At 73.8% G+C, this 15,228-nt stretch carries 13 protein-coding genes and 1 pseudogene; 7 read left to right on the forward strand and 7 right to left on the reverse strand.

Going from position 1 to position 15,228, the window contains the following annotated elements; all coding sequences use genetic code 11:
- The first annotated feature begins 24 nt into the window (after positions 1-24).
- Both AB0L33_RS05730 and AB0L33_RS05735 read left to right on the forward strand, forming a co-directional pair.
- Positions 25-2,130, forward strand: coding sequence for a TPM domain-containing protein (locus AB0L33_RS05730; RefSeq protein ID WP_365678004.1), 2,106 nt, complete (start codon positions 25-27; stop codon positions 2,128-2,130).
- A gap of 104 nt (positions 2,131-2,234) precedes the next feature.
- Positions 2,235-2,948, forward strand: coding sequence for a PspA/IM30 family protein (locus tag AB0L33_RS05735; protein WP_365678006.1), 714 nt, complete (start codon positions 2,235-2,237; stop codon positions 2,946-2,948).
- A gap of 12 nt (positions 2,949-2,960) precedes the next feature.
- On the opposite strand, the gene AB0L33_RS05740 is transcribed toward AB0L33_RS05735, so the two are convergent.
- From AB0L33_RS05740 to AB0L33_RS05755, 4 genes and pseudogenes are all read right to left on the reverse strand, one after another.
- Entirely contained in the window at positions 2,961-5,516 is a 2,556-nt protein-coding gene (locus tag AB0L33_RS05740; protein ID WP_365678649.1) for a SpoIIE family protein phosphatase, read from the reverse strand.
- A gap of 194 nt (positions 5,517-5,710) precedes the next feature.
- Entirely contained in the window at positions 5,711-6,139 is a 429-nt protein-coding gene (locus tag AB0L33_RS05745; RefSeq protein WP_365678651.1) for an ATP-binding protein, read from the reverse strand.
- Positions 6,140-6,330: 191 nt separating this feature from the next.
- Positions 6,331-6,726 (reverse strand): NUDIX domain-containing protein, encoded by a 396-nt coding sequence (locus AB0L33_RS05750; protein ID WP_365678653.1) that lies wholly within the window; start codon positions 6,724-6,726, stop codon positions 6,331-6,333.
- 12 nt (positions 6,727-6,738) lie between these two features.
- Positions 6,739-7,260, reverse strand: a pseudogene (locus tag AB0L33_RS05755) (PadR family transcriptional regulator); the annotation flags it as partial.
- Between the two features lie 108 nt (positions 7,261-7,368).
- Here AB0L33_RS05755 and AB0L33_RS05760 point away from each other — a divergent pair.
- The gene (locus AB0L33_RS05760) at positions 7,369-8,679 is read left to right on the forward strand and encodes an MATE family efflux transporter (RefSeq protein ID WP_365678008.1); all 1,311 of its coding nucleotides are present in this window, start codon (positions 7,369-7,371) and stop codon (positions 8,677-8,679) included.
- Between the two features lie 21 nt (positions 8,680-8,700).
- Here the strand turns inward: AB0L33_RS05760 and AB0L33_RS05765 are convergent, their stop codons facing one another.
- Positions 8,701-8,901, reverse strand: a complete 201-nt coding sequence (locus AB0L33_RS05765) for an SPOR domain-containing protein (protein ID WP_365678010.1) — start codon at positions 8,899-8,901, stop codon at positions 8,701-8,703.
- 234 nt (positions 8,902-9,135) lie between these two features.
- Entirely contained in the window at positions 9,136-9,888 is a 753-nt protein-coding gene (locus AB0L33_RS05770; RefSeq protein ID WP_365678012.1) for a GntR family transcriptional regulator, read from the reverse strand.
- 202 nt (positions 9,889-10,090) lie between these two features.
- Between AB0L33_RS05770 and AB0L33_RS05775 the strand changes: the two genes are divergently transcribed.
- From AB0L33_RS05775 to AB0L33_RS05785, 3 genes are all read left to right on the forward strand, one after another.
- Positions 10,091-11,485 carry a glycoside hydrolase family 18 protein gene (locus AB0L33_RS05775; protein ID WP_365678014.1) on the forward strand — a complete coding sequence of 465 codons (1,395 nt, stop codon included), beginning with the start codon at positions 10,091-10,093 and terminating at the stop codon, positions 11,483-11,485.
- Between the two features lie 835 nt (positions 11,486-12,320).
- Positions 12,321-12,641: a helix-turn-helix transcriptional regulator gene (locus AB0L33_RS05780; protein ID WP_365678016.1), complete on the forward strand. Its 321-nt coding sequence runs from the start codon at positions 12,321-12,323 to the stop codon at positions 12,639-12,641.
- Between the two features lie 250 nt (positions 12,642-12,891).
- A complete protein-coding gene (locus AB0L33_RS05785; RefSeq protein WP_365678018.1) occupies positions 12,892-13,605 on the forward strand; it encodes a lytic polysaccharide monooxygenase in 714 nt (237 codons plus the stop codon).
- A 55-nt stretch (positions 13,606-13,660) separates the two neighbouring features.
- Here AB0L33_RS05785 and AB0L33_RS05790 read toward each other — a convergent pair whose 3' ends face one another.
- Complete coding sequence (locus tag AB0L33_RS05790) at positions 13,661-14,476, reverse strand: SDR family oxidoreductase (protein WP_365678020.1); 816 nt, start codon at positions 14,474-14,476, stop codon at positions 13,661-13,663.
- Positions 14,477-14,634: 158 nt separating this feature from the next.
- On the opposite strand from AB0L33_RS05790, the gene AB0L33_RS05795 reads away from it, so the two are divergent.
- The gene (locus AB0L33_RS05795; RefSeq protein ID WP_365678022.1) at positions 14,635-15,219 is read left to right on the forward strand and encodes a helix-turn-helix domain-containing protein; all 585 of its coding nucleotides are present in this window, start codon (positions 14,635-14,637) and stop codon (positions 15,217-15,219) included.
- Positions 15,220-15,228: the final 9 nt, after the last annotated feature.

The raw sequence follows: 15,228 nt of genomic DNA on the forward strand, positions 1-15,228 counted from the left end.
ACAGAGGGACATAGCCTCACAAACGTGACGCCGTCCGAGAGCCGCACCCGGATCCTCGTACCGGGCCGGGCCGTGCTCGCCGTGCTCCTGACGGTGTGCTGGCTGGCCCTGGCCCCCGCGCCTGCCGCCCGCGCCGACGACCCGGTCACGCTGTCCCGCGACGGGCAGATCACCGACAAGGTGGGAGCCCTCGGCGGACGCCGCCCCCAGGTGGTCACGGCGCTCGACCGGCTCTACGCCGAGCACCGCCTCCAGCTCTTCGTGGTGTACGTACGCGACTTCTCCGGACGCTCCCCGCAGGACTGGGCCGACGCCACCGCCGACCGCAACGGCCTCGGCCGCGACGACGTCCTGCTCGCCGTCGCCACCCACGCACGGCAGTACGCCTACTCCGTCGACCAGGACGCCCCCCTCACCGACCCCCAGCTCCGGGACGTGGCGAACACCGCGATCGAGCCGGCGCTGAAGGAGAACGACTGGCCGGGCGCCGCGATCGGCGCCGCCGACGGCTACGGCGCCGTCCTGTCCGGCGAGCCCGTACCCGCCCCCGCGATCACCCCCGGCCCCTCCGACCCGGGCTCCGGCTCGGGCGGCACCAGCACCGGGGACCTCCTCCTGCCCGTCGTCCTGCTCTGCGCGGTCGCGGCCGTCGCCGCGTACGCGTTCCTGCGGCGCAAGCGGCGCGCCACCAGCCGTACGACACCCGGCACGACCGGCTGGGGCGGCGGCGCGCCCCAGCCCACCCCGCTGCCGGAGCTCGACGCGAAGGCCAAGGAGACGCTGGTCGCCACCGACGACGCGGTGCGTACGAGCGAGGAGGAGCTGGGGTTCGCCACCGCCCAGTTCGGGGAGGAGGCCGCCGCGCCGTTCGCCGAGGCGGTGGCGTACGCCAAGGGGGAGCTGACCACCGCGTTCCGGCTGCGCCAGCAGCTGGACGACGCGTTCCCGGAGGACGACGCGACGCGACGGCGGATGCTGGACGAGATCGTCAGCCGCTGCGCGGACGCCGACGGCCGCCTCGACGCGGTCTCCGAGGACTTCGACCGGCTGCGCGAGCTGGAGCGGGGAGCACCGCAGGCCGTGGCCGCCGCCGGAGCCGCGCTCCACGAGCTGACCGGCCGCGTCCCGGCCGCCGGGACCGCGCTCGCCTCGATGCGCGAGCGGTACGCGGACCAGGCATCGGCCCCCGTCGCCGCCGATCCCGGCCAGGCCGAGGACCGGCTCGCCTTCGCGACCGCGTCGCTCGACCGGGCCCGGCAGGCGGTGGACGGCGGCGACCACGCGGCGGCGGCCGTCTACGTCCGGGCCGCCGAGGGCGCGCTCGACCAGGCGGCCACCCTCGTCGACGGCGTGGAACGGCGGGCCCGCGAGCTGGACGGGGCGGCCGACCGGCTGTCCGCCGCGCTCACCGAGCTGGACACCGACCTCGCGGACGCGGGCGGGCTGCTCGACGGCACGGCGCAGGGGGCGTCCACCGCCGACCTGAGCGGCCGGATCGCCCGCGCCCGTGCGGTGGCCGGCGAGGTGCGCGAGGAGCGGGGCGGGCGGTACGACCCGATCGACGCGCTGCGCCGGGTGGAGGAGGCGGACCGGGCTCTGGACGAGGCGCTGGCCGGGGCGCGTGAACGGGAACGGGGCGACACCCGGGCGCGCTCGCTGCTCGACGGCGCACTGCTGACCGCGCGCTCCTCGGTGGCGGCGGCCGCGGACTTCGTCACGACGCACCGCGGGGCGGTCGGAAGCACCGCCCGTACCCGGCTCGCGGAGGCGCAGCGCCGGCTGGAGCGGGCGGCCGCGTCGGCGGGCACTGGCGACCCGCATGCCGCCCTGGCCGAGGCGAACCGCGCTGACGCGCTGGCCGTCGAGGCGCGCGGCCTGGCCGAGCAGGACGTACGCGGGTACGGCTACGGCGGGCGCGGCGGCCCCGGCGGTATGGCGGGCGGAGGTGGCGGGGGCATGGGTGGCGCGGTGCTGGGCGGAATCATCCTCGGCGGCCTGATGGGCGGGGGCGGCGGGCGCGGCGGATTCGGGGGCGGATTCGGCGGGGGCGGGGGCTTCGGAGGCGGCGGGCCCGGCAGCTTCGGCGGCGGCGGGACGCGGGGCCGCCGGGGCGGCGGCGGGCGCTTCTGACCGCGAGCCTCACGTACAGCGGCGAGCGTCCCGTACGGCGGACAGGCTCCCGTAGAGCCGATGCGTAACCCCACGAGCGGCACCACCCGACAGGAGAGGCACCCATGAGCAAGCAGACCGTCCTCGGCCGTGTCACCCAGCTGGCGAAGGCCAACATCAACGCCCTGCTCGACCAGGCCGAGGATCCGCAGAAGATGCTGGACCAGCTGATCCGCGACTACACCGCCAACATCTCCGAGGCGGAGCAGGCGGTGGCCGCCACCATCGGCAACCTCCGTCTGATGGAGCAGGACCACCAGGAGGACGTCGAGGCGGCGCGGGAGTGGGGCGGCAAGGCGCTCGCCGCGAGCCGCAAGGCCGACGAGCTGCGGGCGGGCGGCTCGGGCCCCGAGGCGGACAAGTTCGACAACCTGGCCAAGGTCGCGCTGGGCCGGCAGCTCCAGTCGGAGAAGGAGGCCAGGACCGCCGAGCCGACGATCGCGGCGCAGACCGAGGTGGTCGACAAGCTCCGGGCGGGCCTGGACCGGATGAAGGCGAAGCTCTCGGAGCTGAAGGCCAAGCGGGACGAGCTGGTGGCGCGCGCCAAGTCGGCGGAGGCGCAGAACCGGATGATGGACGCGGTGAAGGACGTCGACGTCCTGGACCCGACCAGCGAGCTGAGCCGGTTCGAGGACAAGGTGCGGCGCGAGGAGGCGCGGGCCCTGGGCAAGCAGGAGCTGGCGGCCTCCTCGCTGGACGCGCAGTTCGAGGAGCTGGACGCGCTGGGCGACAGCGCCGAGGTGGAGGCCCGGCTCGCCGCCCTGAAGACCACGAAGTGAGCCGCGCCGCCCCTAGAACATGCTGAGCAGCTCCTCCACCGAGCGTTCGGCGGCCGGTCGGCCGTCGGGCAGCGGCAGTTCGAACCAGACGGTCTTGCCGCGCGGGGTCCGCCGCGCCCCCCAGGCCGCGCTGAGGAGCCCCACCAGCTGGAGGCCCCGGCCGCCCTCGTCCGTGTCCCGGGCGCGCCGGCGCCTCGGCTGGACGAGCCCGGCGTCCCACACCTCGCAGACCAGGGTGCGGTCGCGCAGCAGGCGGAGCCGGATCTCGCCCTCGCCGTAGCGCAGGGCGTTGGTGACCAGCTCGCTGACCAGCAGTTCCGTGGTGTCGATCAGGTCATCGAGGCCCCAGCTGGTGAGCTGGCCCCGGGCCAGCTCACGGGCGCGGCCGACCGAGCGGGGCTCGCGGGGCAGCCGCCAGTCGCCGACGGCTTCGGTGGGCAGGCCCTGGATGCGGGCCATCAGGAGCGCGATGTCGTCCTCGCCGTGCCGGGTGTGCAGCGAGCCGAGGACCCGGTCGCAGACGTCCTCCAGCGGCTGGGCCGGTTCGACCAGGGCCTTGCGGAGGGCGGCCAGGCCCTCGTCCAGCGGGTGGTCGCGGGACTCGACCAGGCCGTCGGTGTAGAGGGCGAGGAGCGCACCCTCCTTCAGCTCGACCTCGACCTCCTCGAACGGTTCGCCGCCGACGCCCAGCGGCATCCCCGGTGGTACGTCGAGGAGCAGCGCGGCCTCCCCCGGCTCGACCACGGCGGGCGGCAGGTGGCCCGCGTTGGCGAAGGTGCAGCGCCGGGTGACGGGGTCGTAGACCGCGTAGACGCAGGTCGCGAGGTACACCTCGGAGAGGTCCGCCTCACGGGACTTGTGCGCGGCGCGGGCGGGCCACTGGGCTCCCCCGCCACCGGAGGCGGAGGCGGCACCGGGGGCACCGAGGCCCCGGGCGACCTCGTCGAGCGCGGACAGCACCTCGGCCGGTTCCAGGTCGAGCAGGGCCAGGGTGCGTACGGCGGTGCGCAGTTCGCCCATCGCCACGGCGGCGCGCAGGCCACGCCCCATCACGTCGCCGACGACGAGGGCGGTGCGGTGTCCGGGCAGCTCGATCACGTCGAACCAGTCGCCGCCGACCTCGTTGGCGGTGTTGCCCGGGAGGTAGCGGCAGGCGATGTCCAGCCCGGCGGCCTCCGGGTCGCCCGGGGGCAGCAGGCTGCGCTGGAGGATCAGCGCGCGTTCGTGCTCGCGGCGGTAGAGGCGGGCGTTGTCGATGCAGACGGCGGCGCGGGCGGCCAGCTCGGTCGCGAGGGCCCGGTCCCGGGCGTCGAACGGCTCGCTGCCCTTCGTGCGGGAGAAGCGGACGAGGCCCACCACCGTGTCGTGGGCGACCATCGGCACGGCGAGCGTGGACTGCACGAAGCCCCCGTCGTCGCCCGGCACGTCCTCGATGCGGCCGGTGCGCAGCGCGACGGCGCACGGCGAGCCGAAGGGGTAGCGGTGGACGGAGCCGAGGGCGGGGGGCGCGGCGTCGCCCGGCGGGCCGGAGGCGCCGCGGGCCGGGTGGGGCAGGGCGTCTGACACCGCGCTGGCGAAGGCGACGCGGCGCAGTTCGGCGGAGCCCCCGGCCGGCTCCTGGCCGAGCGGGCTCCAGCCGCCGGGCGCCGCCTCGTCCCCGGTGAGCAGGGCCTGGTAGAGGTCGACGGAGGCCAGGTCGCAGAAGACCGGGACGGCCACGTCGAGGAGTTCGCGGGCGGTGGTCTCCAGGTCCAGCGAGTTGCCGATGCGGGCGCTCGCCTCGTTGAGCAGGGCGAGGTTGCGGCGGGCGCTGGCGGCCTCGCGGGCGGCGGTGTGACGCCGGGTCACGTCGGTGGCGAGTCCGGCGATGCCGATGGGGCGGCCCGATCCGCTGTGCACCCGGTAGAGGTTCATCGACCAGTGGCGGCGCTCGGTGTCGCCGGGGGCCGTGCCGACGAGCTGGAGGTCGGTGACGGAGTTGCCGGTCTCCAGGACCCGTTCGAGCGTGGCGGTCAGGCGGTCGGCCTCGGCGCCGGTGAGGTAGTCGCCGACGGTGCGGCCCCGGTGGTCGTCGGCGCGGCCGCCGAAGACGGTGGCGAAGCGCTCGTTGGCCCGGACGACGGTGAGGTCGGTGCCGAACAGGACGAAACCGAAGGGAGATTGGCCGAAAATCGCCTGCGAGGCGGCGAGGTCCGTCTCGATGCGGCGCAGGGCGCGGACGTCCACGACGATGCAGACCGCCGCCCGTTCGCCGGTGGCCGTCTCGCTGGGCATCACATAGATCTCGGCGAGCCCGTGCGCCCCGCCCTCGCCGGGCATCCGGAAGGGGACGAGTCCCGTCCACTCCTTGCCGTCGAGCACTTCGCCGACCCTGCGGTGGCCCTCGCGGCGGACCTCGCCCGGCAGGAACGCCTCGACCGGGTCCTTGCCCACCGCCTCGTGGGCGGCCACGCCGAAGAGACCGGCGGCCCGGCGGCTCCACTGCTCGATCAGGCCGTCGGGCCCGATCGAGAAGGAGGCGACTCTGATGTAGTCGTAGATCGAGCCGGGCGGACTGCTCTGCCACACGACGTCGCCCGCTGTCCCAGGTATTTCGCTCACGCGACCGTCCCCTCCAGCTCACACACCGGACCGGTCATGCCCGCAGTATTCAGCACTACGGCCCCGTCCGGCACGGCGTTCACGATCACAGCACGGTCTCAGTCCCTTTCAGCCAGGTTCGGCCCCGACCTCCGGTGATCGCTGTGCGTCCCACCTCACTCCTAACCAGGCAGAGCCAGCTCGAACCACACCGTCTTGCCGCTCTTTCCGCGCCGGGTCCCCCAGCGCCGGGCCGCACAGGCCACGAGCTGCAGTCCGCGGCCGCTCTCGTCGTCGGGTCCCGCCCTGCGTTCGGTGGGTGGCTCGGGGAGGGGATCGGAGACTTCCACCAGCAGGCCCGGCCGGGCGGTGGAGCGGTCCCCGTCCTGGTGGGGGCGCAGCAGCCGCACCCCGATGGGGCCGGGCGTGTAGCGCATGGAGTTGGTGACCAGCTCACTGACCAGCAGCATCGCCTCGTCACCGACGGCGGCGTCGAGCCCCCAGCCGCGCAGGGTGTCCTGGACCGCGTGGCGGGCGGTGCGCACGGCACCGGGAACAGCCGGAAAGCTCCATTCGGCTCGATCGCCTTCGGTATCGGTCACGCCGATCACTCCCAGAGCCGGCAACGGTGACGCCCTGTCCGTGCGGGGCAAACAGCACATACCCGATATTGATGAGCAAATACCGCCGGGCTCGACACGCGGGGCGTACGGGTGTACGGCGGCGCGCACGTACGAGTGCCCGGGAAGCGGGGGCGCACACACGGAAGGTCGCGCGCCGCGCCATGATCCGCGCGCCGCCCTCAGGCCAGGTCGCCCGACGCCCGGAGGTCGTCGAAGAGCAGCTGGTCGACGGGCGGCACGCGGTCGCGGTCGGCGTACGAGAACCACGCCACGTCCTCGATCTCGCTGCTGGCTCTCAGCTCGCCGCTGAACCCGGCGGTGTAGCAGGCCATCCGGACCACCGCACCGTCCGGCAGGCCGGGCCCGCCGGCCTCGTACGTCCCCACGTGCACGACGGACTCCGCGTCGATACGGACCGTCAGCTCCTCCTCGATCTCGCGCACCAGGGTGTCGAGGTCGCTCTCGGCGCCCTCCCGCTTGCCGCCCGGGATGTAGAAGACGTCCTTTCCGCGCGGGCGCGCGCACAGGATGCGGCCCCCCTCGATCCGCACCCACGCCACCGTGTCGATCAGCACCGGCGCGTCCCCGCCCTCCAGTTCACCGATCGCCTCGGCCAGCCACTTCTTCTCCTCGGCGCCCGTGGCGCGGGCGATGCGCAGCATGCCCTGCCGGAAGAGCGTGGGCGCCCGCTCGGCCCGCACCGGCTCGCCGTCCCGGTAGAAGAAGCTCGTCGGCACGTCGAGGAACGCCTGCCGCCTGCGCAGGACCGCCGCCTGCCCGGCGCGGTCCGGAAGGTGGTGCAGGAACGCGAGCAGCGTGAAGAAGCGCTGCCCGTCGGTGATTTCGGCCTCCTTGGGGTGCCCGAGCCGGGCGTGCAGCTCCTCGCGTCCGGCCTCGGTGAGGGACAGGACCCGGCGGGGAGCGGCGCCCGTCCCGGGCTCGCTGCGCTGGTCGACCAGGCCCGCCTTCACCAGCCGGGAAATGGCCGGATAGAGCGCCCCGTCGCTGACCGGGCGGATGTGGCCGCTGAGGGCCTGGATGCGGGCCTTCAGCTCGTATCCGTGCAGGGGCTCCTCGAAGAGGAACCCCAGGATCGACAGTTCCAGCACGCGCCGAGCTCCTCACCACGTCCGTCATCCGCTTGCCCGTCCGGCGCCCTCATGTTATCTCTTTCCGCTGTACCTCGATTCGAGGTACAGCGGAAAGAGGGGGCGGTCATGGAGGCGGCGGAGCACCGGCGCACGCTGGTGGTACTCGCGTATCCGGTCTACTTCGAACTCCTCGCGGGGGTCACGGCCGGGATCATCAACATGGTCTGGGTGGCCCGGCTGGGCGGGGCGGCGGTCGCCGCGGTGGCAGCCGCCACCAACGTCGAGAACCTGCTGCTCGGCGTCGTCCTGGTCGCGGGCTCCGGCACGACCGTGCTCGTCGCGCGGGCCAGGGGTGCGGACGACCCGGCGGCGCTGCGCTCGGCGGTGCGCGGCGGCTGGGCGCTGTGGGCGCTGGTCACGCCGGCGGTCGCGGTGGGTGGTTACCTCTGCCGCGCACCGCTGGCGCGGCTGGTCCTCGGGAGCGGTGACGGCGGCGCGGCGGCCCTGGCCACCGGCTACTTCGCGATCGCACTGCCGGGCATCGCGGTGTTCTTCGCGACCAACGTGGTCGACGGCGTCCTGAAGGGCACGGGTGACACCCGCACCCCGATGAGGCTCGCGGTCCTCGCGAACGGCCTGATCCTCGGTCTGGACCCGCTGCTCATCCTGGGGTTCGGGCTCGGGGTGCGCGGCGCGGCGATCGCCACGGTGCTGGGCCGGACCGCCGCGCTCGCCTGCGGTCTGGTGGCGCTGCGCCGCAACGGCGTCCTGCGGCGGGCCGCCGCCACGGCCGGTGCGGGCCGGGTGCGCGGGGGCCTGGCCGCCGACGCGCGCGGGACCGCCGCCACGGGCCTGCCCATGTCGGCCGACTTCGTCGCACGGATGGCGGGGGCGCTCGCGCTCGTCGCCGTCGTCGCCCGGATCGGGGTGGCCGAGGTCGCCGCGTACGGGATCGCGACGAAGGCGATGTACGTCGCGACGATGGCCTTCTACGCGGTGCGCCAGGCCGCCGCGATCCGCACCGCCCATCTGCTCGGCGCCGGGCGCGACGCGCGGCGGGCCATCGGGCGGCAGGCGCTGCTGGTGGCCTCGGCGCTCGGTCTCACGGCCGCGGCCGTGCTCCTCGCGGGCGCGCCCTGGATCATGCGGGCCTTCGGCAGCGAGGGAGCGGTGGCCGGGGCCGGGGCGCTCTATCTGCGCTGCGCGGGACCGTATCTGCTGCTACTGGCCTGCTTCATCGCGCTCGGCGGCGTCTTCGAGGGCAGCGGCGCGAGTCCGGCCCTCGCCCGCGTCACGGCCTGCGGGGTCGCCGTCCAACTCGTGCTGGCGTACGGCATGTCGGGGTGGGGGCTGCCGGGCATCTGCCTGGCCATGGGCCTGTCGATGGCGGTGCAGTGCGCCGCCCTCGCTCCCCTGTACCGGCGCACGGCGCACTGAGCCCCGCGCGCCCCACACCCCCTACGACTGGGCGGTCTGCCCGACCCGCTCCACCCAGTACAACTGCTTGTGCCCTCGGTCCTGCAGCTTGTCGGCCGCCCGCTGGGCCTCGCCCTGCGTGGCGTACCTGCCCACGCGGTAGCGGTTGCCGTTGTCGTCCTGCCGTATCACCAGCCAGGGGAGCACGGCACCGCTGTCACTCATCGTGTTTCTCCCGAGCATCGCGCCCCTCCCCTGACCGATGTGCACACTTCTAAGGAACTCCAGGAAACCCCGGTACGCATATGCCTGACCCTACGCCTGACCTTCACGCAACGGATACGACTTTGCACAAAGAGGTACCGATCCGGCCAGGAACGGACCAACGCCCTGGGGGCGCATTCTCGCGAATGCGCCCCCAGGGCGTTGCGGTGGAAACGGGCATGACAATCAGGGCAGGCCCGACCCGCCCGCCGGTCACCTCACGGGGAGGCGGTACCCCACCCGGTAGCGGTCGGCCGGCACCACCACGTCGGCGGTCTCGACGGGCCGCCCCGACGCGTAGAAGGTCCGCTCGACCACCATCACCACATGACCGGGGACCCCGCCCAGCGCCAGGAGCTCCTCCGCAAGCCCCGGGCGCGCGCCCACCTGCTCGGCGACGTTGTCCACGATCACGTCGATGGCGGCCATCCGCTCGACCACCCCGCAGCCGCCCAGCGGACCCTCCTCGGGCAGCATCACCGGCGTGCGCCCGGTGATGGCCAGGGGCTCCCAGGAGGTGGAGAGCATCACGGGCTCACCCGCCTCCCGGAACACGTAATGCGTGCGCATGACGCGGTCGCCGGGCTCGATCGCGAGGCGGGCGGCGATCTCGGGGCTCGCGCCCTCCTGCTCGCTGCGCGACTCCCAGGTCCCGCGCACCCCGTCCGCCGCCTGCTCCTGACGGAACGGGCCCGCGCCCGCCTCGGGCCGGAAGCCGGAACGCTCGACCATGCGGGGCACCGGCCGCTCGCGCACATACGTCCCCGAGCCGGAACGGCCCTCGACCAGGCCCTCCGCCATCAGGACCTTGCGCGCCTCCAGGGCGACGGTGTCCGAGACCCCGTACTCCTCGCGGATGCGCGCCTGCGACGGCAGGCGCGTATGCGGCGGCAGCAAACCGTTGACGATCTTCTCCCTCAGATCGCTCGCCACGCGCAGATAGGCGGGCTGCTCACCGAAAGCCACAGGCCACTCCCCAAGAGGTTGACGGACTGCGACAGCGTCGCAACCGTGGGTTCCGGACCGCAAGCGCAGGCCACGGTTTCACTCGAAGTGATGACATTCCTCGGGCCTGCGCATAGTCCGCGGCGCGTGGGCCGACACCCCTTTGAACCGCCTTTGCCAAACCCTTGACCGCGTTTGGTCCAGACCAATAACTTCTGGCCTCATGCGTCGAAGAACCCTGTCTTCACTCGCCATCGCCGCCTGCGCCTTCACGCTCGCGGCCTCCCTCTCCCCCGCCGCCAACGCCTCGTCCGGACACGGGAGCCATGACCGGCCCGGCGGCACCGGCGGCCACCACGGCTCCGCCACCGACTACAAGCGCGTCGGCTACTTCACCCAATGGGGCGTCTACGGACGCGACTTCCAGGTCAAGGACCTGGAGACGAGCGGCACCGCGGCCAAGCTCACCCACATCAACTACTCGTTCGGCAACGTCGGCGCGGACGGCAAGTGCTTCACGGGCAACGTGCCCGGCGAGGCCGACGCCTGGGCGGACTACGTCCGCCCGCTCGACGCGGCCGGCTCCGTGGACGGCGTCGCCGACACCGACGACCAGAAGCTGGCGGGCAACTTCAACCAGCTGCGGGAGCTCAAGGCCAAGCACCCCGGCCTGAAGGTGATGATCTCGCTCGGCGGCTGGAGCTGGTCGACGCACTTCTCCGACGCGGCCCGCACCGCCGCGTCCCGCAGGGCGCTCGTCGCCTCCTGCATCGACCTGTACATCAAGGGCAACCTGCCGGTGGACGGGACGCGCGGCGGCGAGGGCGCGGCCGCCGGGCTCTTCGACGGCATCGACATCGACTGGGAATGGCCGGGATCGGCCGGTGACACCGACACGGTGTACCGCCCGGAGGACAAGCGGAACTTCACCGCCCTGGTCCACGAGTTCCGCACCCAGCTGGACGCGTACGCGAAGCGGACCGCGCAGGCCCAGAAGGGCCGGCAGCACGGCGCGAAGCCCAGGCACTACGACCTCTCGGCGTTCGTCCCGGCCTCCCCCGAGAAGATCGACGCGGGCTTCGACGTGCCGCGCATCATGCGGGACTTCGACTTCGTGAACCTCCAGGGCTACGACTTCCACGTCTCCGGCGAGGCGAGGACCGCCCAGCAGTCCGCGCTGTATGCGAAGGGCGACTACAGCGTCGACCGGACCGTGCGGGACTGGCTGAAGCGCGGCGCCCCGGCACGCAAGCTGGTCATGGGCATGCCCTTCTACGGCCAGGGCTGGACGGGCGTGACCGGCGGCGGCGACGGCCTCGGACAGCCGGCGGCCGGCCCCGCCCCGGCGACCTGGGCGGCCGGTTACGAGGACTACAAGGCCCTCAAGAAGCTGGCCGAATCCGGTACGTACAAGGTGCACCGGAACGTCCGCGACGGCAGCGCCTGGCTCTTCGACGGCACCACGCTGTGGACGTACGACGACCCCCAGGTGCTGCGCGCCAAGACCGCGTACATCCGCGACCACCGGCTCGGCGGCGCGATGTTCTGGTCGCTGGACGGTGACACGGAGGACGGCGAGCTGATCACGGCCGTCGACCGCGGGCTCTCCCACCGCTAGGAACACCCGGCAAGGGGCGGCTGCCGGTGCGCGGCTGCCCCTTTCGCGTGCGCGCGGTCCGCGACGGCGTGATGCGGAATCCCCGCTTGGGGAAACCCCTGGGCATTCGCCGGGTGCCTGGCAGCCCCGCCGGACTGCTCCCCACACTCGTGCGTCGGCACCGCCCTCATCACCCCACGGGACGGTGGCCGGATTCCGCCTGTACGAGGTGAAGGGACACCCCCGTTCCTATGTACACAGGAAGAGCCAGGAGGCTTCTGACGGCCACTCTGGCCTGTGCGTGCGCCTCCGCCATCGCCCTCCCCGGCACGTCGGGGGCCCCGGCACCCCCGGCACCCCCGGCAGAGCCTGCGGGATCGCGGAGCGGGCGGGGCTGAGCCAGGGGCCCGGCTGGTACGCGGTGGCGCTGGCCGAGGGCGCTGCACGCGGAGGGCCGGATCAGGCCGTTCGGCGGTGAGTTCGGGCGCGCGGCGGCTCTGCTGCGTCGTACGGCGGAGCTGGAGAGCGCCCAGGGGCAGGGCGACCCGGCGACCCGCCGCTGGCACGCCGATCTCGCGGAGGCGCCGGCCCGCTCCGGGGCGGTGGACGAGGCGGAGTCGGTGCTCGACCGGGCCCGCGCCCAGGCGGCCCGGCTCGGCCGCACCGGCGTTCTCGCGACCCTGGACCGGGCGGCCGCGGTGGTGTGCGAGGAGCGCGGGGGGGCTGACGGCTGCCGCGGTGGGTTACGAGGAGGCCGCCGCGCGCGTGCGGGCCGCCGGGTACGCCCTGGAGGAGGCGCGGACCCGGGTGGCACTGGGCCGGGTGCGCCGCCGCCTCGGCGACGAGGGCGCCGCCCATGCCGCGTTCACGCAGGCGCTCCGCGTGTTCACGGCGGCGGGGGCGGGCCTGGGTCGCGGGGGTGCGGGCGGAACGGGACCGGGCCGAGGGGGCGCCGCCGCTCCAGCGGGACGACCGGGCGTGGCCGGAGCGGCTGAGCTCGACGGAGCGCAGTGTGGTGACGCGGGTGGCGCAGGGGGCGACGAACCGGGAGATCGCGGCGGGCCTGACCCTCAGCGTGAAGACCGTGGAGGCGGCGCTCACCCGGTCCTATCGCAAGCTGGGTGCGAGGTCCCGGGTGGAGATCGCGCGCATCGTGATGACCCGCCCTGGGACGTGACACCCGGTCAAGATCTTTGCGCGCGACCCCTATTGACGCGCACACACCCATGAGTATGGTCTAGACCTAAGGTGAGCCGTGGTCGCCCTGGGCGGCCGTCGGCGTGCGCGGGGCTGCGGGCGGCGCCCTCTCGCCACCGGCCGTACCCCTGCCCCCACCGTGCCGGCACCCCCTGACAAGGCCGCTGCCCGGTGCGGGCATGTCCGACCGCTGCCGTCACCCCGCGGCAGTCCCCAGCGAAGGAGTTGGCATGAACGCGAAGCGAAAACTGGCCCTCGTGCTCGGTGCGGGAGTCGCCCCCCTGCTCGCGGTGGTCCTGCCGGCCACCACGGCCAGTGCGCACGGTTACGTCTCATCGCCGCCGAGCCGCCAGGCGCAGTGCGCGTCGGGCGTGGTCGACTGCGGTCAGATCAAGTACGAGCCGCAGAGCGTCGAGGGCCCCAAGGGCCTGCGCAGCTGCAGTGGCGGCAACTCCCAGTTCGCCGAGCTGGACAACGACGCCAAGGGCTGGAAGGCCACTCCGGTCGGGAGCTCCACGAACTTCTCCTGGACCCTGACGGCCCGTCACGCGACGAGCACCTGGCAGTACTACATCGGTGGCACGAAGATCGCCGAGTTCAACGACAACGGCGCCCAGCCCGGCGCCACCAAGACCCACCAGGTGAACTTCGGCGGCTTCAGCGGGAAGCAGAAGGTGCTCGCCGTCTGGAACATCTCCGACACGGCCAACGCGTTCTACGCCTGCATCGACGTGAACATCGGCGGCGGCAACGACGGCGGAGGCGACGGCGGGGACCCGCCCGGCGACTGCACCGCCTCGGCGTGGGAGGCGGGCCGCGTGTACAACGGCGGTGACACCGTCTCGTACAACGGGCACACCTGGCGCGCCAAGTGGTGGGTGCAGGGCGACCAGCCCGGCACGACCGGCGAGTGGGGCGTCTGGGAGGATCTCGGCGCCTGCTGACCCACCCCTCTCCGCGGGGCCCCGGCCCCGCGGAGAGGTACGTACGGGACCGGACTCACGCCGCGTACGACCCGGTCCGCGCGCTGCCCGCGGAGGCGAGGACCTTGCGCGTGACGCGCTCGGCCATGGCGGCGACCAGGGTGCGCGGGCGGCGCGGCAGCAGGTGCGCGGACAGGGCGTTGCCGAACCCCGGGGTGACGTAGGCGCGGTCGCGGTCGAGGGCGGCCAGCGCGGCGCGCACGACAGGCTCCGGCGTGCTCATCGACCCGTTGACGGCCGCCTCGCGGGTCCCGATGGCCTCGAAGAACGGCGTGTCGACGGGCCCGGGGCACAGGGTGAGCACACGCACGCCGCGGCCGCGGCACTCCTGGCGCAGCGAGAGCCCGAAGTTCAGCACGAACGCCTTGGCGGAGCCGTAGACCGCGAAGTACGGGGCGGGCGTGAAGGCCGCGGTGGAGGCGACGTTGACGACGGCGCCGGTGCCGCGTTCCAGCATGCCGGGGAGCAGGGCGTGGGTGAGCCCGACGAGCGCGACGACATTGACCATCAGCTGCTCGTGGTCGCGCTCCGCGTCGATGTCCTCGAAGCGGCCACAGGTCCCGAACCCCGCGTTGTTGACCAGCAGCCCGATCCGCAGGCCGAGCGCGTCGAGCCGGTCGGCGACGGCACGGGCGGCGCCGGGCTCGGCGAGGTCCTGGACGAGGACGTGGGCGCGTACGCCGTGCTCGGCCTCCAGCCGCGACGCGAGGGCGGTGAGCCGGCCCTCGGAACGGGCGACCAGGACGAGGTCGTGCCCGCGGGCGGCGAGCTGCGCGGCGAACTCCGCGCCGAGCCCGGAGGAGGCACCGGTGACGAGGGCGGTTGCGGACATGGAGGTCTCCTTGGAGAGGCTGAACGAGCCGAACACCTGCAACACCAGAGTACCTATTACCGAGCTAACTGCAACAGCGATGTCCCACATACTCAAGAGATGGCGCACCGGTGTTACGTTTCAGGGGTCCGGGCAGCGGAGCGAACGAGGAGTGGACGATGGCCGGCGAGACAACGGCACGGCCGCTGCGGGCCGATGCGGAGCGCAGCGTGCGCCTGATCCTGGAGGCGGCGGAACGCCTGCTCTCCAAGGACCCCGGCGCCTCGATGGAGCAGATCGCGGCCGAGGCGGGCGTCTCCCGCACGACGATCCACCGCCGCTTCGCGCACCGCCAGGCGCTGATCGACGCCCTGGCCCTGTCGGCGGCCCGCCAGCTCGCCCAGGCGGTGGACGACGGCCGCCCCGGCACCGCCCCGCCCCTGGTGGCCCTGCACCGCATCACCGCCAACGTCCTGGAGGTCAAGGGCGCGTGGACGTTCGCCCTGAGCCTCCCCGCCACCCCCGGCACGGAGGCGGCCGCCCTCCACGAGGCGATGACCGAGCACTGCCTCACGGTCCTGGCCCGCGCCCGCGAGGACCACCTCATCGCCCCCTCGGCCGACCTCCCCTGGCTGCAACGCGTCTACTACGCCCTCCTGGGCGAGACCCTGCACGGCAACCCGAACGACCCGGTGACGGACCCGGACGCACTGGCGGCGCGCGTGGTGGAGACGTTCCTGCACGGGGCGGGAGGGCGGGGCTGAGGGGGCCGG

The organism is Streptomyces sp. NPDC052299 (genome assembly GCF_040679335.1).
GTDB lineage: Bacteria > Actinomycetota > Actinomycetes > Streptomycetales > Streptomycetaceae > Streptomyces.

Bases quoted from the DNA above. Each gene is read 5' to 3' on its own strand.
- AB0L33_RS05765 (WP_365678010.1), bottom strand. From the start codon at position 8,901: ATGCTCGGGAGAAACACGATGAGTGACAGCGGTGCCGTGCTCCCCTGG.
- AB0L33_RS05735 (WP_365678006.1), top strand. From the start codon at position 2,235: ATGAGCAAGCAGACCGTCCTCGGCCGTGTCACCCAGCTGGCGAAGGCC.
- AB0L33_RS05775 (WP_365678014.1), top strand. From the start codon at position 10,091: ATGCGTCGAAGAACCCTGTCTTCACTCGCCATCGCCGCCTGCGCCTTC.
- AB0L33_RS05795 (WP_365678022.1), top strand. From the start codon at position 14,635: ATGGCCGGCGAGACAACGGCACGGCCGCTGCGGGCCGATGCGGAGCGC.
- AB0L33_RS05760 (WP_365678008.1), top strand. From the start codon at position 7,369: ATGGAGGCGGCGGAGCACCGGCGCACGCTGGTGGTACTCGCGTATCCG.
- AB0L33_RS05790 (WP_365678020.1), bottom strand. From the start codon at position 14,476: ATGTCCGCAACCGCCCTCGTCACCGGTGCCTCCTCCGGGCTCGGCGCG.
- AB0L33_RS05785 (WP_365678018.1), top strand. From the start codon at position 12,892: ATGAACGCGAAGCGAAAACTGGCCCTCGTGCTCGGTGCGGGAGTCGCC.
- AB0L33_RS05780 (WP_365678016.1), top strand. From the start codon at position 12,321: ATGCCGCGTTCACGCAGGCGCTCCGCGTGTTCACGGCGGCGGGGGCGG.